Annotated in this window: 14 protein-coding genes; 10 read left to right on the top strand and 4 right to left on the bottom strand. The window is 69.8% G+C overall.

Features of this window, described 5'->3' with window-relative positions:
• Positions 1-211: 211 nt before the first annotated feature.
• Entirely contained in the window at positions 212-1,219 is a 1,008-nt protein-coding gene (locus AN216_RS13370) for a glycerophosphoryl diester phosphodiesterase membrane domain-containing protein (protein WP_170843117.1), read from the bottom strand.
• 660 nt (positions 1,220-1,879) lie between these two features.
• Here AN216_RS13370 and mtrA point away from each other — a divergent pair.
• The 6 genes from mtrA to AN216_RS13340 all read left to right on the top strand — a co-directional run bounded on the left by mtrA (position 1,880) and on the right by AN216_RS13340 (position 9,177).
• Complete coding sequence (mtrA, locus tag AN216_RS13365) at positions 1,880-2,557, top strand: two-component system response regulator MtrA (RefSeq protein ID WP_070196896.1); 678 nt, start codon at positions 1,880-1,882, stop codon at positions 2,555-2,557.
• Between the two features lies 1 nt (position 2,558).
• Positions 2,559-4,589: an MtrAB system histidine kinase MtrB gene (gene mtrB, locus AN216_RS13360; protein WP_079166559.1), complete on the top strand. Its 2,031-nt coding sequence runs from the start codon at positions 2,559-2,561 to the stop codon at positions 4,587-4,589.
• Positions 4,579-6,435 (top strand): LpqB family beta-propeller domain-containing protein, encoded by a 1,857-nt coding sequence (locus AN216_RS13355; RefSeq protein ID WP_070196895.1) that lies wholly within the window; start codon positions 4,579-4,581, stop codon positions 6,433-6,435. The genes mtrB and AN216_RS13355 overlap by 11 nt, the downstream gene beginning before the upstream one ends.
• Before the next feature lie 135 nt (positions 6,436-6,570).
• Positions 6,571-7,344 (top strand): ComF family protein, encoded by a 774-nt coding sequence (locus AN216_RS13350; protein ID WP_079166558.1) that lies wholly within the window; start codon positions 6,571-6,573, stop codon positions 7,342-7,344.
• A 262-nt stretch (positions 7,345-7,606) separates the two neighbouring features.
• A complete protein-coding gene (hpf, locus tag AN216_RS13345) occupies positions 7,607-8,302 on the top strand; it encodes a ribosome hibernation-promoting factor, HPF/YfiA family (RefSeq protein WP_070196899.1) in 696 nt (231 codons plus the stop codon).
• Between the two features lie 128 nt (positions 8,303-8,430).
• Positions 8,431-9,177, top strand: coding sequence for a response regulator (locus tag AN216_RS13340; protein ID WP_070196894.1), 747 nt, complete (start codon positions 8,431-8,433; stop codon positions 9,175-9,177).
• A gap of 160 nt (positions 9,178-9,337) precedes the next feature.
• Here AN216_RS13340 and AN216_RS13335 read toward each other — a convergent pair whose 3' ends face one another.
• Entirely contained in the window at positions 9,338-10,519 is a 1,182-nt protein-coding gene (locus AN216_RS13335) for a winged helix-turn-helix domain-containing protein (protein ID WP_070196893.1), read from the bottom strand.
• Between the two features lie 125 nt (positions 10,520-10,644).
• Positions 10,645-11,223, bottom strand: a complete 579-nt coding sequence (locus tag AN216_RS13330; RefSeq protein WP_070196892.1) for a GNAT family N-acetyltransferase — start codon at positions 11,221-11,223, stop codon at positions 10,645-10,647.
• A gap of 159 nt (positions 11,224-11,382) precedes the next feature.
• Between AN216_RS13330 and secA the strand changes: the two genes are divergently transcribed.
• On the top strand, positions 11,383-14,481 hold the full coding sequence (gene secA / locus AN216_RS13325; protein WP_244502451.1) for a preprotein translocase subunit SecA: 3,099 nt from the start codon (positions 11,383-11,385) through the stop codon (positions 14,479-14,481).
• An 86-nt stretch (positions 14,482-14,567) separates the two neighbouring features.
• Here secA and AN216_RS29230 read toward each other — a convergent pair whose 3' ends face one another.
• Positions 14,568-14,915, bottom strand: coding sequence for an Rv3235 family protein (locus tag AN216_RS29230; RefSeq protein ID WP_070196891.1), 348 nt, complete (start codon positions 14,913-14,915; stop codon positions 14,568-14,570).
• Between the two features lie 690 nt (positions 14,916-15,605).
• Here AN216_RS29230 and AN216_RS13315 point away from each other — a divergent pair.
• The 3 genes from AN216_RS13315 to AN216_RS13305 all read left to right on the top strand — a co-directional run bounded on the left by AN216_RS13315 (position 15,606) and on the right by AN216_RS13305 (position 22,323).
• Positions 15,606-16,148, top strand: a complete 543-nt coding sequence (locus AN216_RS13315; RefSeq protein ID WP_070196890.1) for a DUF6912 family protein — start codon at positions 15,606-15,608, stop codon at positions 16,146-16,148.
• Between the two features lie 85 nt (positions 16,149-16,233).
• Positions 16,234-16,968 (top strand): HAD family hydrolase, encoded by a 735-nt coding sequence (locus tag AN216_RS13310; protein ID WP_079166556.1) that lies wholly within the window; start codon positions 16,234-16,236, stop codon positions 16,966-16,968.
• Positions 16,969-17,328: 360 nt separating this feature from the next.
• Positions 17,329-22,323 carry an NAD-glutamate dehydrogenase gene (locus AN216_RS13305; RefSeq protein ID WP_070196888.1) on the top strand — a complete coding sequence of 1,665 codons (4,995 nt, stop codon included), beginning with the start codon at positions 17,329-17,331 and terminating at the stop codon, positions 22,321-22,323.
• The last annotated feature ends 72 nt before the right edge of the window (positions 22,324-22,395 follow it).

The raw sequence follows: 22,395 nt of genomic DNA, 5'->3' as shown, positions 1-22,395 counted from the left end.
GGTACTGCATGCGGGAGTGTGTGGGAGAGTAGGACACCGCCGAACAATCTTTGATAATGGCCCCGTTGGCCCAGCCAACGGGGCCATTATCGTGTGCGTCCAAGGTGCTCACCTCCTCCGGTCCAGAGGCTTTCCGATTCTCCCGTAGGTCGCCCCGCCCTTTCAGAGCGTCCGGTTTCCCTGCGGGCGGCGCGACTTCCAGCTTCTTCCCTCAACGCTCGGTGTGCTGTGCCAACTTCAGGTCCAGGGCTTCCCGCCGGATGCGCTGGTCCATGTAAAGGAGCGCTGTGACACCGGCGTTCAGGGGGAGAGTCAGCACGGAAGCGACCGCGGCACCGACGCCCATGACAGCCAAGTAGCCCCAGGACACTGACAGATCGGCGGCGCCGGTCACGCTTTCCCCAGTTAGGGCCGCCGCCACGGCCGACGCCGGGATCTGCACGACATAACTGATGACGAAGGCCACGACCATCGCCAGTAGTTGGACCCCCAGGACCCGCCACCAGTCGCCGCGTACGAGCGTTGCCGACCTGCGCAGTGCCGTGCGTACGTCCCCCTTCTCCAGCATGAGCGCGGGGGCCGCGAGACAGTAGCGAACCCACAGCCAGACGGCGGCCACGCAGCCGGCCGCACCGCCCAGCAGGATCAGCAGACCGCCGCCCGACGTGGCGCCGACCAGGACCGCCACGAGAGCGGGTGCCGTCCCGGCGATGACGGCGCCGCAAGCCAGGCTCAGGACGAGCAGGGTCAGCCCGAGAAGGCGCCCGATCCGGGGTCGAGCATCCCGCCATACGTCGGTGAACGTGGCGGCCCGTCCCAGCACCGCCCTGCTCACCACCACGGTCAACATGGCGGTCACCATTACCGTCCCCATCAGGGTGGCCAGCAGCTCGACCGCAGCCCCGCCGAGAGTGGCCCGGAGGGCGTCGAGGATTTCCGCGGTGCTGGCTCGGGACCCCTGGAGCGCTTCCAGCCCGGGATTGTCGCGCATCCAGATCCCGGCGGCGGTGGTGGAGGCGCACTGCACCAGCACCGCGACGGGAACCACGACGCCGAGGACCGTACGCCAGTGAGCACGGGCGCTGGAGACCGCGCCGCCGAGGATCTCCGTGGCACTGAGCGGGCGGAGCGGGATGACACCGGGATGGAAGCGGGATGGCCGGTCACCCGGCGGGCGTCCCTCGGGTCCGCGTGTGGCCAGGCCCGAAGCGTCGTTCATTGGGATCTCCTTCGCCATGAGTGGCCATCGTGCCACGGGTTTCGGCCCAGTGAGCCGGCGGACCGGCTGCAACGACTCGTCGCTGCCAGGCAGACTGGGCGGGTGGCCGGCGCGGAGGGAGAATCCGATGGCCGGGGAGGTTCGGCGGGTCTCGGACGCAGCCCACGGCCCGGTGCCCGGTTGCCGGCGTACGGAGGCGGGACGGGAAGGGACGGCGGACGGGCCTGCTGACGGATAATCCCGCTGGGGAGATGCGCATGGCGGGGAGGTGGATGCGCTGCTGATCGATGTGGATCCGTGCGAAGCGCGTCGGAGCGTACGGCTCGGTGGCGCACGAGGTCGGGCGTTGTCCGCTGGCCGTGCTGGCCGTGCTGGCCGTACGGGTTCGGGTGCCGTTTATAGTCGGGGCTCCGGGCACCGCGGGGGAGCGGGGAGCCCCGACCGGCGCCTTCCCGCGGTCGGTGGTGTGCCGGTCACACCCGGTCGCGACCGATCGCGCCGAAGCCCACGACCAGGGCTTGACGCCCCACCGCCGGGATCGGCCACCGCTTTGGTTAAGGATGCGTGGCGGGCTGTTGCCCGCCCGCGGGACGGAGTCGAGAGTCTGTGTTCCAGATCAGTGGCAGAAGCCACCCGAACGGGTAATGGGATGATGAACGCATGAAAGGACGCGTCCTTGTCGTCGACGACGACACCGCACTGGCAGAGATGCTCGGCATCGTGCTGCGTGGCGAAGGCTTTGAACCGTCGTTCGTGTCGGACGGAGACAAGGCGCTGGCCGCCTTCCGCGAGACCAAGCCTGATCTGGTGCTGCTCGACCTGATGCTGCCGGGCCGGGACGGGATAGAGGTCTGCCGGCTCATCCGGGCGGAATCAGGGGTACCGGTGGTGATGCTCACCGCCAAGACCGACACCGTGGACGTCGTGGTCGGGCTGGAGTCCGGCGCCGATGACTACATCGTCAAGCCGTTCAAGCCCAAGGAACTGGTCGCGCGCATCCGGGCACGGCTGCGGCGCTCGGAGGAGCCGGCCCCGGAGCAGCTCACGATCGGTGACCTGGTCATCGACGTGGCCGGGCACTCGGTGCAGCGGGAGGGGCACTCCATAGCACTGACCCCGCTGGAGTTCGACCTGCTGGTCGCGCTCGCCAGGAAGCCCTGGCAGGTCTTCACCCGCGAGGTGCTGCTGGAACAGGTGTGGGGCTACCGGCACGCGGCTGACACCCGACTGGTGAACGTCCACGTGCAGCGGCTGCGTTCCAAGGTGGAGAAGGACCCGGAGCGCCCCGAGATAGTCGTCACCGTGCGAGGGGTCGGATACAAGGCAGGACCCGGCTGAGATGACGAAGGCCGGCTCCGCTTCGCGGCGGACGGAGGTGGGCAGCGGGTCGGGCGGGGAGCAGCCGTCGGAGGGTTCCCGGCTCGGGTGGCTGCGTCCCGGTGGCGGGTTCTTCGCGGACGGGCTGCTGCCCGAGGGCGCCACCGGCGCGCGGGCACATCCCGCGTTCCGGCTGTTCGTACGGCTGCTGCGGCGTCCGCTGCTGCCGGCGATACGGCTGTGGCGCCGGAACATCAAACTCCGGGTGGTCGCCTCCACGCTGCTCATCTCTCTCGTCGTCGTGGTGCTGCTCGGCGTGGTCGTCACCGGTCAGGTGCGCAACGGCCTGCTGGAGACGAAGCAGCAGCTGGCGCAGAGCCAGGCCGCGGGCGGCTTCGACTTCGCCCAGCAGGCGGCCGACACCTCGACGCTGCGCGGCCACAGCTCCGGTGACGCGGACGGAAGCCTGCGGAAGGGCAGCTCGCAGTCGGCCGGCACCTGGCTGAACAACCTCGTCGAGCAGCTGGCCAGCGGCGGGCAGGGTGTGTACTCGGTGGTGGCGCTCAGTTCGGAGAGCGAGGGTGCCATAGGCCTGGGCGGTTCGGACGGACGGCTGAAGGGCGCCCGGGTGTCCGGGGACGTGCTCCCGGAGGAGAGCATCCCGGACGACCTGCGCGAGAAGCTCGACGAGCAGAGCGGCACACACCAGCGGTACGCCACCCTGCACCGGCAGAACGGAGACACCGAGTCAGCCCTGATCGTCGGCAAGCGGGTCAGCGATCCCAACGGCAATCCGTACCAGCTCTACTACGCCTTCCCCTTCGGCCAGGAAATGGAGACGCTCGCGCTGCTCAAGGGCACGTTGATCACCGCTGGCATCTTCGTGGTGGTGCTCTTCGGCGTCATCGGCTGGCTGGTGGTGCGGCAGGTCGTCTCGCCGGTACGGATGGCGGCCGGGATCTCCGAACGGCTGGCCGCCGGCCGGTTGCAGGAACGTATGAAGGTCAGCGGCGAGGACGACATCGCGCGTCTCGGCGAGTCCTTCAACAAGATGGCGGCCACGCTCCAGCTCAAGATCCAGCAGCTGGAGGGCCTGTCCCGGATGCAGCGAAGGTTCGTCTCGGACGTCTCGCACGAGCTGCGCACGCCCCTGACGACGGTACGGATGGCCGCCGACGTGATCCACGCCGGGAAGGACGACTTCGACAGTACGACCGCACGGTCCGCCGAGCTCCTCATCGGGCAGCTCGACCGGTTCGAGAGCCTGTTGGGCGATCTGCTGGAGATCAGCCGGTTCGACGCCGGTGCCGCCGCCCTGGAGGCGGCCCCGACGGACGTACGTGACCTGGTGCGGCGCGTGGTGGACGGCTGCGCGCCGCTGACCGAGCGTACGGGGAGCCGGGTGCTCATCAAGGGGGACGAGACTCCGTTGATGGCCGAGATCGACAGCCGGCGGATCGAGCGCGTGCTGCGGAACCTGGTGGACAACGCGATCGAGCACGGCGAGGGGAAGGACATCGTGATCCGGCTCGCCGCCGGTGCCGGCGTGGTGGCCGTGGCCGTACGGGACTACGGGGTCGGCCTGAAACCGGCCGAGGCGAACCGGGTGTTCAACCGCTTCTGGCGGGCCGACCCGGCACGGGCCCGTACGACCGGCGGGAGCGGTCTGGGGCTGTCCATCGCCACGGAGGACGCTCGGCTGCACGGCGGGTGGCTCCAGGTGTGGGGCGAGCCGGGCGGGGGGACGCAGTTCCGACTGACCCTGCCCACCGTCGGGGGCGAGCCGCTGCGGGGTTCGCCGATACCACTGGAACCAGCCGATTCACGCCGTAGGCGGGACGCCGAGGGCGCGTTGCCGACCAGGACACGGGTGGCGCAGGACGGCACTTCGGACGCCGGCGAGGTGGCGGGCGGCGGGCCGGACGTCCCGGGGCCGGACGGTGCCGTGTCGGATGCCGCCGGACCGAGCCCGGTCGGGTCCAGCCCGGTCGGGTCACGCGTGGTCCAGCGGCGAGGACGGGACGTAGGAGCGAGGGGTGAGGATGACGGCTGAGGCGCGTGGTGGCGGCCGGGGGCGCGCGGCGCGGGGCCGTACGCTCGGGGCGTTGCTTGCGATCGGGGCGCTCCTGCTGTCCGGCTGTGCCTCGATGCCAGGGAGCGGAAACGTGCACCAGGTCGACTCGCCGCAGCGGGCGGAGGGCGAGTCACGGGTGCGCGTGTTCGGCGTGAGCCCGCAGAAGGGCGAGGGGCCCCAGCAGATCGTGCGGGGTTTCCTGGAGGCGACGACGAGTGACGAGCCCCGGTTCTCCACCGCGCGGCAGTACCTCACGAAGGACACGGCGAAGCGCTGGGACCCTTTCGCGAGTACGGCGGTGGTGACCGGCGGCCCCAGCACCGGAGCGGCTCGGCAGGACCCGGGGGACGAGGGAGGCTACACCGTACGTGTGGAGGGCAGCAGGGTCGCTCTGGTGAACGGAAGGCACGCGTACGACACGGACAGCGGCACGTATGCGAAGGACTTCCATCTCACCAAGGTGGCCAACGAGGGCTGGCGGATCGACCGGCTGCCGTCCGGGCTGGTGTTGGGAGAGGCGGACTTCGAGCGGATCTACCGCTCGGTCGACGTCTACTACTACGCGGAGTTGGGGCCTGGTTCGGGCTCCGTGTCCGGCGGGAACAACGTGCTCGTCGCCGATCCGGTGTACCTGCGGGGCAGGATCAACCCGGTGACCGAGACGGTGCGGACGCTGCTCGGCGGGCCGACGGCCTGGCTCGACCCGGTCGTCAACTCCGCCTTCCCGGAGGGTGCCCGGTTGGCCGCCGGTGACCGGAGGGTGTCGCTGGACGACGGGGGCACGCTCCAGGTGCGGCTGAACGACGTGGTCGCGGAGGCGGGGCGGAGCCGGTGCGTGCGTATGGCCGCGCAGTTGCTGTACTCCGTACAGTCGCAGGCGTCCGCCAAGGTGAACCAGGTGAAGCTCGCGGGTCCCGGGGACGGCACGCTGTGCGAGCTGTCCCGGGAGGACGCGGAGTCGTACGCTCCGGGCCGGTTGAGCGGACGCGCCACACAGCAGTACTTCGTCGACAGCCAGCAGCGGGTGGCCTCGGTGCCCATCGACAGCGCGGAGTCGGAGGTCGTACAAGGGCCGTTGGGTAGCGGACAGGTCGAGTTCGGTTCGGTGGGGGTGAGTCGGGACGAGCGTTACGGCGCCGCGGTCTCCCGGGACGGCCGGGGCCTGTACGTGTCGGCGCTGTCCGGCGCCGGCTCCCTGGGCGGTCCCGTGCTGCTCAGCGCGGCGGGCCGGGAGGAGAACCGGTTGACCGCCCCGAGCTGGGACGGGCTCGGTGACCTGTGGGTGGCGGACCGGAACCCACAGGACCCTCGGCTGATGCGGTTGCGTGGCGGCAGGGAGACGCCCGAGGAGATCGACGTGCCCGGCCTGGGCAAGGACGAACGGATCGAGGCGCTGCGCATCTCCTCGGACGGCGTGCGCATCGCGATGCGGATACGCGAGGCGGACGGGCGTAGCTCCTTGCAGCTGGGCAGGGTGGAACGGGCTGGTACGGAGAAGGATCCGGAGGTGACCGTAGCCGCACTTCGGCCCGTCGCCCCGCAGCTCGAGGACGTCGTCGCGATGTCCTGGGCCGGGGACAGCCAACTCGTCGTGGTGGGTCGCGAGTCGCAGAGCGTGCAGCAGTTGCAGTACGTCGGCACGGACGGTTCGACCGCCAACCAGCCCACGCTCCCCGGTATCAACGACGTGACGAACGTCGCGGCCTCGGAGAACGAGGGCAAGCCGCTGTTGGCGGAGTCGGAGTACGGCATGGTGCGGCTCCCGCCGGACGCGAACTGGAGGACACTGCCGGACCCGGGGACGGCGCCGGTGTATCCGGGGTAGGGCGCTCTGGCGCGTGGTGAGGTGGTGTCTGGTCGCCGCGTGGCCGCGACGCCGCGTCACCACGTGGGCGTGTGCTCGCGGTGAGTTATCCACAGGGGCTGGTGGCCTGTTCGTGGTCTCGCGAACATGGTCCGCATGCGGATGCTGTGGCGAGAACTCGCGGATCTGGTGTTGCCGGTCGACTGTGCGGGCTGTGGTCGCCCGCGCACCAGCCGGGCGCTGTGCGGGGCCTGTCAGAGGCTCCTGACCAGACAGGAACCGGGCCGGGTGTGGCCCTCACCCTCCCCTGCCGGGCTCCCGACGGTGTATGCCGCGGTGGCGTACGCGGACGAGGCCAGGGCAGTGCTGCTGGCGCACAAGGAGCGCGGCGCGCTCCGGCTGGCGGTGCCGCTCGGCGGGCTGTTGGTCAGAGCGATACGCGCCTCCGGACGGTCGGTGGCGATTCCTGACCGGGGTAGTCCCCTGCTCCTCGTGCCGCTGCCGTCAGCACGGCGGGCGGTGGCCCGGCGCGGCCACGACGCGACACGGCGGATCGCGCGCGTCGCCGCGGCCGGGCTGCGCCGTGAAGGGGTGTCGGCGCGAGTCTTCCCGGTTCTGCGACAGCGCCGCGTGGTGGAGGACCAGTCTGGCTTGTCCGCTGGGCAGCGGGCCTGGAATCTGCGTGGTGCTCTGGAGGTGGTGCCCGGCGCGTCCGGGCTGTTCAGAGGAGCCCGGGTGGTGATCGTGGATGATCTGATGACGACCGGTGCGTCGTTGGTGGAAGCGGCTCGGGCCGTGTCCACCGTCTCCGATGGTCCTCCGGCCGCGGCCGTGGTCGCCGCGCGTTCCAGGCGACGCGGCTCGGGACGTTCCGGAGGACGGGTGCATGAGACGGCACGGGACGGGGCACCCGTAAAGGCCCTCGAATAGCAGAGACACCGCCCGATGACCAGGAGTTCGCGGTGAATGCCGCCTGAAGGGAGGTACGTGTCAGTAGGGGGTGCCGTCTCTCCTCCGCTGGAGGTACGTTCGGAGTGGGATGACGATCTTCCCTCTTGGGGAGAAGGAGGTGAAAGCCGCAACCCGACGTTATACCGGAGGGTGACGGGTTACCTGGAAGCCTCCGGTGTCAGTGCACAACGGACGCGTCTCGCTCAAGGGTGTGCGGGACGGTTCGGGAACGGAGTTCTGCGTGGACATCGTCGTCAAGGGCCGCAAGACAGAGGTGCCGGACAGGTTCCGTAAGCACGTGGCCGAGAAGCTGGAGAAGATCCGGAAGCTCGACGGCAAGGTGATCAACCTGGACGTCGAGGTGTCCAAGGAGCCGAACCCGCGGCAAGCGGAGCGCTCGGACCGGGTCGAGATCACACTCCGCACTCGGGGCCCGGTCATCCGCGCGGAGGCAGCGGCCTCCGACCCTTACGCGGCACTGGATCTGGCGGCAGGAAAGCTCGAGGCGCGGTTGCGCAAGGAGCAGGACAAGCGCCGGGTACACCGCGGCGGCAGCCGCGCACCGATGAGTGTGGCGGCCGCGACAGCTCACCTGGCAGCGGAACTCAACGGAGAACTCGACGCGGCGGTGGCCGCGTCCACTCCCCAGACAGAAGACCGTCCCGCGACGACGCGGGTGGGGCCGCTGGAGGTGCAGGGTGAGGGACCGCTCGTCGTACGGGAGAAGACACATGCGGCAGCGCCCATGACACTTGACCAGGCTCTATACGAGATGGAGCTGGTGGGGCACGACTTTTATCTGTTCGTCGACTCCGAGTCCAAGCAGCCGAGCGTCGTCTACCGGCGCCACGGCTACGACTACGGCGTGATCCACCTGGAACAGGATCCCTTCGTCGTTGAGGCACCCCCCGGCGCTGGTGGCGCTCTCGGCGGCTGACCGACGTCCGCGCGCCCCCGGCTGGGTAACAGACCGGCCGGGGGCGCAGTCATGGGACCATGTCCGCATCGTGAACTGGCCGTGCGTACAGCGAGTTTGATTCGGCCGACCATGCTGGGGGAGGAATGATGGCCGACGGCTTCGGGCCGACGATGTCGACGCTCGACACGGACCAGGCGGGCGATGGGGCGGACGTTGGGTGCACGCGTCGTCCGGAACCGATCCGGGTCCTCGTCGTGGACGATCACGCCCTGTTTCGGCGGGGCTTGGAGATCGTGCTGGCCCAGGAGGAGGACATCGAGGTCATCGGGGAGGCCGGCGACGGTGCCGAGGCTGTCGAGAAGGCCACCGACCTGCTGCCCGACATCGTGTTGATGGACGTGCGGATGCCGCGACGGGGCGGGATCGAGGCGTGTACCTCGATCAAGGAGGTGGCGCCCAGCGCGAAGATCATCATGCTGACGATCAGCGACGAGGAGGCGGACCTCTACGACGCCATCAAAGCGGGAGCGACCGGATACCTGCTGAAGGAGATCTCCACCGACGAGGTCGCCACCGCCATCCGAGCCGTCGCGGATGGTCAGTCACAGATCAGTCCCTCGATGGCGGCCAAGCTGCTGACCGAGTTCAAGTCGATGATCCAGCGCACCGACGAGACCAAGCTCGTCCCCGCGCCCAGACTCACGGACCGGGAGCTCGAGGTGCTCAAGCTCGTCGCCACCGGCATGAACAACCGCGACATCGCCAAGGAGTTGTTCATCAGTGAGAACACCGTGAAGAACCACGTCCGCAACATCCTCGAGAAGCTGCAACTGCACTCGCGGATGGAGGCGGTCGTCTACGCGATGCGGGAGAAGATCCTGGAGATCCGCTAGCGCCGTGGCCGCGTACGCCGACGTCGAGCACGTCATCAGCTGCGCGGAGAACACGCTCCGACACGTCACGCGGTGACACGTCACGCGGCGGCACACCGTGCTGAGGCGCACTCGGGACGTAGACAGCGCCGGCTGCGACCGGCCCCGGGCCGCCCAGGCTTCAGACCGCATGGGCCTTCGACGCATGGGTGATCTCCGCCGTCAGCGGCGCACGCAGCTCCGCCGGCTCCATCCGCTCGAGCCGCACTTCGGTGCAACCGGCCCAGGACGCCGCCTCGGCGAGTGCCTTCGCCATCGGTTCGACCGCCTGACGGCCGCGCAGGGAGAGTTGCCGGGCGACCAGCGTGCCGCCCTCCCGGGCCGGGTCGACCCTCCCCATCAGCCGACCACCGGCGAGCAGCGGCATGGCGAAGTATCCGTGCACCCGCCGCTGCCTAGGTACGTACGCCTCCAGCCGGTGGGTGAAGTCGAACAGACGAAGTGTGCGCGGACGGTCCCAGATCAGCGAGTCGAACGGGGAGAGCAGCGTCGTGCGATGGCGGCCACGTGGACTAGAGGCCAGCGCACCCGGATCGGCCCACGCCGGCTGCGGCCAGCCGGCCACATCCACCCGGATCAGCTCCGTGTCCGGAAGCGCCTCGCGCACCTGGTCTCGGGTCAGTCGGTGATAGTCGGCGAGGTCAGCGGCCGTCGCGACACCCATCGCCGCTCCCGCCTGACCGACCAGCCGGCGTACGCACTCCTGGTCGGTCAACTCGCCCCGCAGCAGGCTTTCCGGGACGACACGCTCAGTCAGGTCGTACACCCGCTTCCAACCGCGCCGCTCGGTGCACACCACCTCGCCGATGTCGAGCAGCCACTCGACCGCGATCTTGGTCTCGGACCAGTCGAACCACTCACCGCCCTTCTTCCCGCCGCCCAACTCCGTGGTCGTCAGCGGACCCTCCGCCCTGAGCCGCTCTCGGACCGAGGCACACGCGCCCTCCCGGTCGGCGAGCCGGTGCCAGCGGTGTCCCTTGGCGCGCATCGCCCGCCGCCGGAAGGCGAACAGCGGCCACTCCTCGATCGGCAGTATGCAGGCGGCGTGCGACCAGTACTCGAACGAGTGCGTGTCGCTCCAGTAGGCCGCCTCCACCGCCTCCCGGCCGACCGCGCCCAGCCGTGCGTACGGCACCAGCTCATGTGAGCGGGCGAGAACCGAGATGGTGTCCAGCTGAACCGCGCCCAGCTGCCGCAACACCCCGCGCACCCCCGCGCGGCGATCCGGCGCGCCCAGCAGACCCTGGGCGCGGAGGGCGATACGACGGGCCTCGTCGGTGGACAGAGAGTACGGCGCAGTCATGGCGCACAGCCTAGGACCAGCCACTGACAGTCAGTCCCGCGCGGCGGCCACCGCCGGGTCGGCGCGGTCGGATGCGGGAGGCGGTTGGCGGGGGAGCGGGTGGCCGAGGTCCTCGAACGTCCCGCTCAGGGCTCGGGCACGTACGGTGTCGCGCTGCGCTTGCCGCAGTCGGAGGGGAGCAGTGCGGCCACCCAGGCGTCCTGCCTGGTGCCCCGATGCGTTATTCGGGCACGCTGCCGGCCCTCCATGACGAAGCCGAGCCGCAGGGCCACGGCGCGGGAAGCCTCGTTCCCCACGGCGGCCACCCATTCCAGGCGCTCGACCCCCAGTTCGTCGAAGGCCCAGTCGAGCACCGCGCGACCCGCCTCCACCGTGTAGCCCTTGCCGCGCTGTTCCCGACGCGTCCAGAAACCGATCTCCGCCTGCCGCTGAGGGGCCTGCAACCCGAGACTGACCAGCCCCATGGACCCGACGAGGGTGCCCTCCCGAGTGAAGACACCGAAGTTGTAGGCGGTGTCCGTACGCCAGGAGGCCGGGCTGGTGACGCCCACGAACTCCTCCGCGAGGTCCTTGGTGTACGGCTCGGGGAGCGTTGTCCAGCGTAGGATCTCCGGGTCCTGGCAGGATGTGTGCACCGCGGGGACGTCCCTGGGCTCGAAGGGGCGCAGGAGCAACCGTTCGGTGCGGAGGGTGTTCGGTTCCATGACTGCATTATGCTGCTGGGCCGGCACCTTCGGGACGCCCCGCACGTTGGGGGTACAGCGGGCTTCGCGGCTGTCTTACGATGGCCGGTGCGGCGGGGGCCCTCCGCTGTGCCCGTGCACCGTCAGTGCCCAGGCCCTACCGGCAAGGAGTCACCCTACGTGTCCGTATTCGGCAAGCTCATGCGCGCAGGTGAAGGCAAAGTCCTGCGCAAGCTGGACCGCGTCGCGCGGCAGGTGAATTCCATCGAGGAGGACTTCCTCGACCTCTCGGACACCGAGCTGCGGGATCTGACGGACGAGTACCGCGAGCGGTACGCCGCGGGTGAGACGCTCGACAAGCTGATGCCGGAAGCCTTCGCCACCGTGCGGGAGGCGGCGAAGCGGGTGCTGGGCCAGCGACACTACGACGTGCAGGTGCAGGGTGGCGCGGCGCTCCACCTCGGATACGTCGCCGAGATGAAGACCGGTGAGGGCAAGACCCTGGTGAGTACCCTCGCCGCGTACCTCAACGCCATCTCGGGCGACGGGGTGCACATCATCACGGTCAACGACTACCTCGCCCAGCGCGACTCGGAGTGGATGGGCCGGGTGCACCAGTTCCTCGGCCTGTCGGTCGGCTGCATCATCGCCAATATGCCGCCGGCGCAGCGCCGTGAGCAGTACGCCAAGGACATCACCTACGGCACGAACAACGAGTTCGGCTTCGACTACCTCCGCGACAACATGGCGTGGTCGCAGGACGAGTTGGTGCAGCGCGGCCACAACTTCGCCATCGTCGACGAGGTCGACTCCATCCTGGTGGACGAGGCCCGTACCCCGCTGATCATCTCGGGTCCGGCGGACCAGGCGACGAAGTGGTACGGCGACTTCGCCAAGCTGGTCAAGCGCCTGGAGAAGGGCGAGGCGGGGGACCCGCGGACACTGACACCGGAGACCGGGGACTACGAGACCGACGAGAAGAAGCGCACGGTCGCCATCCACGAGTCCGGAGTCACCAAGGTCGAGGACTGGCTGGGGATCGAGAACCTCTACGAGTCGGTCAACACCCCGCTGGTCGGCTACCTGAACAACGCCATCAAGGCGAAGGAGCTGTACAAGAAGGACAAGGACTACGTCGTCATGGACGGCGAAGTCATGATCGTCGACGAGCACACCGGCCGCATCCTCGCGGGCCGCCGCTACAACGAGGGCATGCACCAGGCCATCGAGGCCAAGGAGCAGGTGGAGATCAAGGACGAGAACCAGACGCTCGCCACGATCACCCTGCAGAACTTCTTCCGGCTCTACGACAAGCTCTCCGGCATGACCGGCACGGCCATGACCGAGGCCGCCGAGTTCCACCAGATCTACAAGCTGGGTGTGGTGCCCATCCCGACGCACCGCCCGCTGGCCCGTGCGGACCAGGCCGACCTGATCTACCGCACCGAGGTGGCGAAGTTCGACGCGGTCGTCGACGACATCGCGGAGAAGTACGAGAAGGGCCAGCCGGTCCTCGTCGGCACCACCTCGGTGGAGAAGTCGGAGTACCTCTCCAAACAGCTCAGCAAGCGGGGTGTGAGCCACGAGGTGCTGAACGCCAAGCAGCACGACCGGGAAGCGGTGATCGTGTCGCAGGCGGGCCGCAAGGGCTCGGTCACCGTCGCCACGAACATGGCCGGCCGGGGCACGGACATCAAGCTCGGCGGCAATCCCGACGACATCGCCGAGGACGAGTTGCGGGCGAAGGGCCTGGACCCGGTCGAGAACTCCGAGGAGTGGGCAGCGGAGCTGCCGGCAGCCCTGGAGCGTGCGGAGCAGGCCGTCGAGGAGGAGTTCGTCGAGGTCAAGGACCTCGGCGGACTGTACGTCCTGGGCACGGAGCGGCACGAGTCGCGGCGCATCGACAACCAGCTGCGCGGCCGGTCCGGCCGGCAGGGGGACCCTGGCGAGTCCCGGTTCTACCTCTCGCTCGGTGACGACCTGATGCGGCTGTTCAAGGCCCAGATGGTGGAGCGCGTGATGTCCATGGCCAACGTGCCGGACGACGTACCCATCGAGGCCAAGATGGTCACCCGCGCGATCGCCTCCGCCCAGTCGCAGGTCGAGCAGCAGAACTTCGAGATCCGGAAGAACGTCCTCAAGTACGACGAGGTGCTCAACCGTCAGCGCGAGGTCATCTACGGCGAGCGCCGCCGGGTTCTTGACGGCGAGAACCTCCGCGAGCAGGTGCAGCACTTCATGGACGACACCATCGAGGCGTACGTCCAGGCGGAGACCGTCGAGGGCTTCGCCGAGGAGTGGGACCTGGATCGGCTGTGGGCCGCGTTCAAGCAGCTGTACCCGGTGTCCGTGACCGTGGAGGAGCTGGAGGAGGCCGCGGGCGAGCGGGAGGGCATCACCTCCGACTTCATCGTCGAGTCGATCAAGGACGACATCCACGAGCGGTACGACAAGCGCGAGGAGGAGCTGGGTCCCGAGATCATGCGCGAGCTGGAGCGGCGTGTGGTGCTGTCGGTGCTCGACCGGAAGTGGCGCGAACACCTCTACGAGATGGACTACCTCCAGGAGGGCATCGGCCTGCGCGCCATGGCGCAGAAGGACCCGCTGGTCGAGTACCAGCGGGAGGGCTTCGACATGTTCCAGGCCATGATGGAGGGCATCAAGGAGGAGTCCGTCGGCTATCTGTTCAACCTGGAGGTCCAGGTCGAGCAGCAGGTCGAGGAAGTCCCGGTGGAGGCCAGCGAGGACGCGGAGGCTCCGTCACTGGACAAGGAGCCGCAGGAGGCCGTGCCGGCCGGCGCCGCTCCGTCGATCCGTGCGAAGGGCCTCGACGCGCCACAGCGCCGGGACCGCCTGCACTTCTCCGCCCCCACCGCGGAGGGCGGCGTCGTGGAGGGTGAGATGCCGTCCACCGGTCCGGACGATGACACGGCGGGTGACAGCCCGGACCCGGGGGCCCCGATCCGTTCCGAGGCGGACGGCCTGACGCGCGCNGAGGCTCCGTCACTGGACAAGGAGCCGCAGGAGGCCGTGCCGGCCGGCGCCGCTCCGTCGATCCGTGCGAAGGGCCTCGACGCGCCACAGCGCCGGGACCGCCTGCACTTCTCCGCCCCCACCGCGGAGGGCGGCGTCGTGGAGGGTGAGATGCCGTCCACCGGTCCGGACGATGACACGGCGGGTGACAGCCCGGACCCGGGGGCCCCGATCCGTTCCGAGGCGGACGGCCTGACGCGCGCCGAGCGGCGCAAGTCGCAGAAGGGCAAGCGTCGGAAGAAGTGATCGGGCCCGCCCCGTAGGCACGTACGCCGGAGCCCCGATCCCGCGCACCGCGTGGGACCGGGGCTTCGGCCGTTCCTGGCACCGGCCTACCGCTGGCCGTCCAACTCGAGTGCCGCGCAGCGCCAGCGCAGGTCCTCGCAGAGCTCCAGCCGGAAGGCCATGGCCCGCGGTCGCCGGTCGACGGCGACCCTGGCGAACACCTCGATCACCCCGGCGGCCGGCCGCTGACCGCCCACTCCGAGCAGCGCCGGCGCCGAGCGGTCCGCGCCGCTGGGACGCAGCGGCTTACGGCTGGCGAGCTGGTACAGCTCGTCGTACGCCGCGCCGCGTACGTACCGCAGCAGCGCGTGGGCCGGTCGCTGACCGCTGAGGACCAGCAGCAGTTGCTGGGCGAACCAGTGGTGCGGCTGGTCCTCCGCCCGTAGCCGCCCCACGTCGTGTGAGCCGGCCGTACGAGCCCGGCGTGGCTCCGGACGTCGGCTGTCCCGTCGGTTCGGCGGCCCCTTGCGTTGGGGTGGTGCGAGCCGCCGGGTCGCGTTCGGTTGGTCGGTGCTCCGGCGCCCCCGCGACGCCGTGCCCCGCTCTCCGGCCTGCCGGGCGGCTGCGCCGGCCGTGCCCGGTGGTGCGGCCGTGCCCGGTGGTCCGGTCTGGTGTGGAGGGTCGGGGGCGGTTGTCGTGCCGCTCCCCCCGACTGCCTCCGGTGGACGTTCCGGTGTGGTGACCGGCTCGGCGACCGACCCGGTGACCGGGGCCGAGGCTGGTCCGGTCCGTCCTCCGGCCGTGGGTGATAGCACCGCCGACTCAGCGGACGGCCGTGTCTGTGCACTGGTCATGCTCGCCCCCGATTCCTGCCGTCTGGCTGGCCTGCTCGGTATGCGACAGGCGCGGATACCGAGCAGTAGCTTTCCTGACCGGTTGTAGCGGCACGACTACCGATGTGCAACGAGCGACGTCAACGGGTAGACGGTGCCGGCGGGTTCACCCCTGCGGTCAGAGCCCTCGGCCACGTTGACGACTCAGCCTGGTGAGCTGCGCTTTCCCCAGGCCCAGCAGCGGGCGACTCGGTCAGCCCGGCCCGTATGCTGGCTGACCACTCGGCCCGGCGATACACGAAAGCAGCAACCATGCGTGTCTATGTCCCTCTGACCATGCCCGCGCTCGCCCGGACACACCAGGCCGGTGCGCTCGACCCGGTCCACACCGAGGCGTACGCGGTGACCCCGGAATTGCGGGCGTGGTGCCGGACGGAGGACACCGAGGAACTCGAGTACGCCGCGCTGGAATCGGCCGCACACGCGTCCCTGCGTCGGTTGGCGGCCGAGTCGGGCGCCGGGCGGCGACGGGTGGTTCTCGCGATGGAACTCCCGGACGAGCGGGTGACGTCACTGACGGGCGCTCCTGACGCGGCCGTCACCCCGGAAACCGCCCCGGACACGCCGGACACGGCGGAGACCCGGCCGGGTGCCGTACGGATCGTCGGTCCGGTGCCGGCGGACCGGATCGCCGCGGTGCATGTCGACGAGGCGCACGCGGAGCGGGACGTGGCGGCGGCGACGGCCGCGCTGCGGACCGAGGGGGACCCCGAGGCGCGGCACGCGCTGGACCGGGTGGAGACGCACGAACTGCTGTGGTATGCCACGCAGGAGGTTCCGTGGCTGCTGGAGTGAGTGCGGAACGCCGGAGACCTTTGTCGTGTTGTCCGACCCGACGCGTACGGTCGTGCCAGGACTCGACAGGGGAGAGAGGGTCGACATGGCACACGGAAGCGAGCGGGCAGCCGGCGTAGGGGCCGCTGACGAGCCTGGGCGGCGCGGCGTCGGTCGTACACACATCGTGTGGGACTGGAACGGCACGCTGCTGCACGACATCCATGCTGTGATCGCCGCGACCAACGCCTCCTTCGCGGAGCTGGGGATGCCGCCGATCAGTCTGGACCGTTATCGGGAGTTGTACTGCGTGCCGGTGCCGCGGTTCTACGAACGGCTGATCGGGCGGCTGCCCACCGAGGAGGAGTGGGAGGTGATGGACGAGATCTTCCACCGGCACTACTGGCGGCAGGCGGAGCGCGTCGGGCTGACGGAGGGGGCGGCGGAGCTGCTCGCCGCGCGTCAGGCGGCGGGGCACACCCAGTCGTTGTGCTCGCTGGCTCCGCATGACCGCCTCGTTCCACTGGTGCGTACGCACGGCCTGGACGGGCACTTCCTCCGGGTGGACGGTGCGGGGGCCGGAGCCGCCCGAGGAGGCAAGGCGGAACAGATGGCCCGCCATCTCGCGGCTCTCGACGGCGTCGACGTCGCCCGTACGGTCGTGGTGGGGGACGCGGTGGACGACGCGCTGGCCGCCGCGCACGTCGGCGCCGGCGCGGTCCTCTACACCGGTGGTTCACACAGCAGAGCGAGCCTGGCGGTGGCCGGGGTCCCGGTGGTGGACAGCCTCGACGAGGCGGTGGCCGCCGCCGACCAGATAGCGGCCTCGTTGCCACGGTGACGCGTGCCCGGGGCGCGCCCTCGCCCACTGCCGCCTGCTCCGGGGCACGCGCCCGGCGTACGCGCCAAGCTTGCGCGGCTCGACCGCTGGACGGTTCGGCTAAAACCCCGCTGCGGACTTGTACGTTTCCCGCTCATGACGGCGGCCCGTGGCGGCGGGATAGCCTGAGCCTCGTGACCAGTGCCAGACCCGTCGAAGGCGACGCAGCCTCGGCCCCGCGCCCGCGGTGCGACAGCGCCCGGGCCGACACTGGTCATCTCTCTTGGCATAACGTCGAGGCAGAGCGGAGAACCCGCATTCCGATGTTGTGCCCACGCCACACCGACGTCACGCAACGGCGCGCGACAGGAGTCAGAGGAAATGCAGAGCAAGCTGGACGAAGCAAAAGCCGAGCGGCTCGCGGAAGCGGTCCGGGTAGCTGAGCAGAACCCACTGGGAGGGCAGCCCGCGAAGGGACTCGAGGACGACGCGCTCGCCTCCTACCTTCACCGGTACTACCTGCACACTGCCCCCGAGGACCTGAGTGACCGCGATCCGGTCGACATTCTCGGCGCCGCGCTCGCCCATCATCGCCTGGCCCAGGAGCGACCACAGGGCACCGCCAACGTCCGGGTCTACACCCCCTCCGTCGACGAGAACGGCTGGGCCTGCACCCACACGGTCATCGAGATCGTCACCGACGACATGCCGTTCCTGGTCGACTCCGTCACCAACGAACTCTCCCGGCAAGACCGCGGCATCCATGCCGTCATCCACCCGCAGATCACGGTCCGTCGGGACGTGACCGGTGCCCTTCTGGAGGTGCTGGACACCGGCCGGGACACCCGGATGCGCGGCCATGGCGCGGACACCGCGCAGGACCGGCCGGAAGACGCCGTGACCGAGTCCTGGATCCACGTCGAGGTCGACCGGGAAACCGACCGGGAGGATCTGAAGCGGATCAACTCCGACCTGTTGCGGGTCCTTTCCGACGTACGCGAGGCGGTGGAGGACTGGCAGAAGATGCGCGGCGCCGCCCTGCGTATCGCCGACGAACTGGCCGACGAGCCCACCGCCGACGACCTGAGCGACCAGGAGGTCGTGGAGGCCCGGGAGCTGCTGCGCTGGCTCGCTGACGACCACTTCACCTTCCTGGGCTACCGCGAGTACGAACTCGAGGTGGACCCTTCGCCGGAGGGGGTGGAGGAACTCCTGCTCAGCGCAGTCCCGGGCACCGGCCTGGGCGTTCTGCGCGCCGACCCGCGACACAGCGACAGTGAGGGCCACCCGGTGTCGCCCTCCTTCAACCGGCTGCCCGCCGACGCCCGCGCGAAGGCGCGGGAGCACCACCAGTTGGTGCTGACGAAGGCCAACAGCCGCTCGACGGTGCACCGTCGCTCCTATCTCGACTACATCGGCGTGAAGAAGTTCGACGCCAAGGGCAACGTGGTCGGCGAGCGCCGGTTCCTCGGGCTCTTCTCGTCCTCGGCCTACACCGAGTCGGTGCGGCGGGTGCCGGTCATCCGCCGAAAGGTGGCGGAGGTGCTCGCCACCGCCGGCTTCACCCCGGACAGTCACGACGGCCGGGACCTGCTGCAGATCCTGGAGACCTACCCGCGCGACGAGCTGTTCCAGACGTCGGTCGAGCAGCTGCGCGACATCGTGACCTCCGTCCTGTACCTCCAGGAGCGTCGGAAACTCCGGCTCTACCTCCGTCAGGAGGAGTACGGCCGGTACTACTCCGCCCTCGTCTACCTCCCCCGGGACCGCTACACCACCGCCGTGCGGCTGCGCCTGATCGACATCCTCACCGAGGAACTGGGCGGTACCAGCGTCGACTTCACCGCCTGGAACACCGAGTCGATCCTGTCCCGGCTGCACTTCGTCATCCGGGTCACGCCGGGTAGCGCCCTGCCCGAACTCACCGACGGCGAGAAGGAACGGATCGAGTCCCGGCTCGCCGAGGCCGCCCGTTCCTGGGCCGACGGGTTCACCGAGGCCCTGGTGGCCGAGTGTGGCGAGGAACAGGCCGCCGATCTGGCGCAGCGTTACGCCAACGCCTTCCCCGAGGGGTACAAGGCGGACTTCTCGCCTCGCGCCGCCGTCGCCGACCTCCAGTACCTCCAGTCGCTCGGCGCCCAGGACACCGACCCCGGAGACAGCGTCGGGGACACCGACGGGGACTTCGCCCTCAGCCTGTACGAGCCAGTGGGCGCCGCTCCCGGCGAGCGGCGGTTCAAGATCTACCGCACCGGCGCGCCCGTCTCGCTCTCCGCGGTGCTCCCGGTGCTCCAGGCGCTGGGCGTCGAGGTCGTCGACGAACGGCCGTACGAACTGCGTTGCGCCGACCGCACGAAGGCATGGATCTACGACTTCGGCCTCCGCATGCCGCTCGCACAGCAGGACTTCGGTGACGACGCGCGGGACCGCTTCCAGGACACCTTCGCCGCCGTGTGGACGGGCCAGGCGGAGAACGACGGCTTCAACACCCTGGTCGTCACCGCCGGACTGACCTGGCGCCAGGCGATGCTGCTGCGGGCGTACGCCAAGTACCTGCGCCAGGCCGGCGCGACGTTCAGCCAGGACTACGTCGAGGACACCCTTCGGCGGAACGTTCACACCACCCGTCTCCTGGTCAGCCTCTTCGAGGCGCGGATGGCGCCGGAGCGTGCCGGTGCCGGACACGAGTTGACCGACGGTCTGCTGGAGGAGCTGCAGGGCGCCCTCGACCAGGTGGCCAGCCTGGACGACGACCGGATCCTGCGCTCCTTCCTCACCGTCATCCAGGCCACCCTCCGTACCAGCTACTTCCAGTCCGACAGCAGGGGCCGGCCGCACAGTTACGTCTCCATGAAGCTGGACCCGCAGCGCATCCCGGACCTTCCGGCGCCGCGCCCGGCGTACGAGATCTGGGTCTACTCTCCCCGGGTGGAAGGCGTGCACCTGCGTTTCGGCAAGGTCGCGCGCGGCGGCCTGCGCTGGTCCGACCGGCGTGAGGACTTCCGTACGGAGATCCTGGGCCTGGTGAAGGCGCAGGAGGTGAAGAACACCGTCATCGTGCCGGTGGGTGCCAAGGGCGGGTTCGTCGGCAAGCGGCTGCCCGATCCCGCCGTCGACCGGGACGCCTGGCAGGCCGAGGGCATCGCCTGCTACCGCACGTTCATCTCGGCCCTGCTCGACATCACCGACAACCTCGTCGGCGGCGAGGTCGTGCACCCAGAGCACGTCGTGCGGCACGACGGCGACGACACCTACCTGGTGGTCGCCGCGGACAAGGGCACCGCCGCCTTCTCGGACATCGCCAACGAGGTCGCCGTGGCCTACGGCTACTGGCTTGGCGACGCCTTCGCCTCCGGCGGCTCGGCGGGCTACGACCACAAGGGCATGGGCATCACCGCACGAGGCGCCTGGGAGTCGGTCCGGCGGCACTTCCGGGAGCTGGGACACGACACCCAGACCCAGGACTTCACCGCCGTCGGCGTCGGGGACATGTCCGGAGACGTCTTCGGGAACGGCATGCTGCTCTCGGAGCACATCCGCCTGGTCGCGGCCTTCGACCACCGGCACATCTTCATCGACCCGACGCCGGACGCGGCCAGTTCGTACGCCGAGCGGCGCCGCCTGTTCGAACTGCCGCGTTCCTCCTGGGCGGACTACGACACCTCGCTCATCTCCGCCGGCGGTGGCGTCCACTCCCGCGGCGCCAAGTCCGTGCCGATCACCCCACAGGTGCGGGAGGCGCTGGGCATCCCCGCCAGCGTCACCAAGATGACCCCCGCGGAGCTGATGAAGGCGGTCCTGACCGCGCCGGTGGACCTGCTCTGGAACGGCGGCATCGGGACGTACGTCAAGTCCTCCGAGGAGTCCCACGCCGACGTGGGCGACAAGGCCAACGACGTGATTCGCGTGGACGGTCAGGACCTGCGGTCCCGGGTGGTCGGCGAGGGCGGCAACCTCGGGCTGACACAGCTGGGCCGGATCGAGTACGCCCTGCGGGGCGGACTGATCAACACCGACGCCATCGACAACAGCGCCGGTGTGGACACCTCCGACCACGAGGTCAACATCAAGATCCTGCTCAACGCGGTCGTGGGCAACGGCGACATGACGGTCAAGCAGCGCAACACGCTGCTGGCGGAGATGACCGAGGAGGTCGGAGAGCTGGTCCTGCGCACCAACTACGCGCAGAACGCCGCTCTCAGCAACTCCGTGCAGCAGGCGCACAGTCTGCTGCAGGCCAACCAACGCCACATGCGCCGGCTGAGCAAGGACGGCCAGCTGGACCGGGCGCTGGAGTTCCTGCCCACCGACAAGCAGATCCAGAGTCGGATCACGCACGGCCTGGGCCTGACCCAGCCGGAGCTGGCGGTGCTGCTCGCCTACACCAAGATCACCGTGACCGAGGAGCTGATCGAGGGCGAACTCCCTGACGACCCCTACCTCCAGCGGCTGGCGTACGCCTACTTCCCGCGCCAGCTCCGCGAGCGCTTCCCGGAGGAGATCGACCGGCACGCGCTGCGTCGTGAGATCGTCACCACCCTGCTGGTCAACGACACGGTCAACACCGCCGGTACGACGTTCCTGCACCGGCTGAAGGAGGAGACCGGGGCCTCCACCGAGGAGATCGTACGGGCGCACACCGCCGCCCGGGAGATCTTCGCGCTCGGCGCCATCTGGGACGAGGTGGAGTCGCTCGACAGCGTGGTCCCGGCGGAGACGCAGACCCAGATCCGGCTGCACTCACGGCGTCTCGTCGAGCGGGCAGCCCGCTGGCTGCTGAACAACCGTCCGCAGCCGCTGCTGCTGGCCGACACCGTCGAGCTGTTCAGCGACGGGGTCGCGACCGTCTGGACCGAGCTGCCCAAGCTGCTCAAGGGCGACGACCTGGAGTGGTACGAGCAGATCCAGGACCAGCTGGCGGGTGAGGGCGTCCCGGACGGCCTGGCGCGGCGCGTCGCGGGCTTCTCGGCCGCCTTCCCCGCCCTGGACGTGGTCGCGGTGGCCGGCCGTACCGGCCATGAGCTACTGGACGTCGCCGCGGTCTACTACGACCTGGCGGACCGGCTCGGGATCACGCAGCTCCAGGAACGGGTCGGCGAGTTGCCGCGCACGGACCGGTGGCAGACCACCGCGCGCGCGGCCATCCGGGAGGACCTGTACGCGGTGCACCAGCTGCTCACCGCGGACGTGCTGGCGGCGGGGGCCGGTGCCACGACGGCCGAGCAGCGGTACGCCGCGTGGGAGGAGAAGCACTCCGCGATCCTGGCGCGCGCGCGTGCCACGCTGGACGAGATCCAGGAGTCGGACACCTTCGACCTGGCCAACCTCTCGGTCGCCATGCGCACGATGCGTACGCTGCTGCGCTCGAACCGCTGAGGGACGCTGTCGAGAAGGGGCGGCCGGTCTCACCGGCCGCCCCTTCGGCGTATGGCTCCGCCGGGAACCCCC

This window comes from Streptomyces oceani (assembly GCF_001751245.1).
In the GTDB taxonomy this organism is placed as follows: Bacteria; Actinomycetota; Actinomycetes; order Streptomycetales; family Streptomycetaceae; genus Streptomyces; species Streptomyces oceani.
The sequence above is the reverse complement of the archived record's forward strand: the minus strand, read 5'-3'. Positions and strand labels throughout refer to the sequence as shown.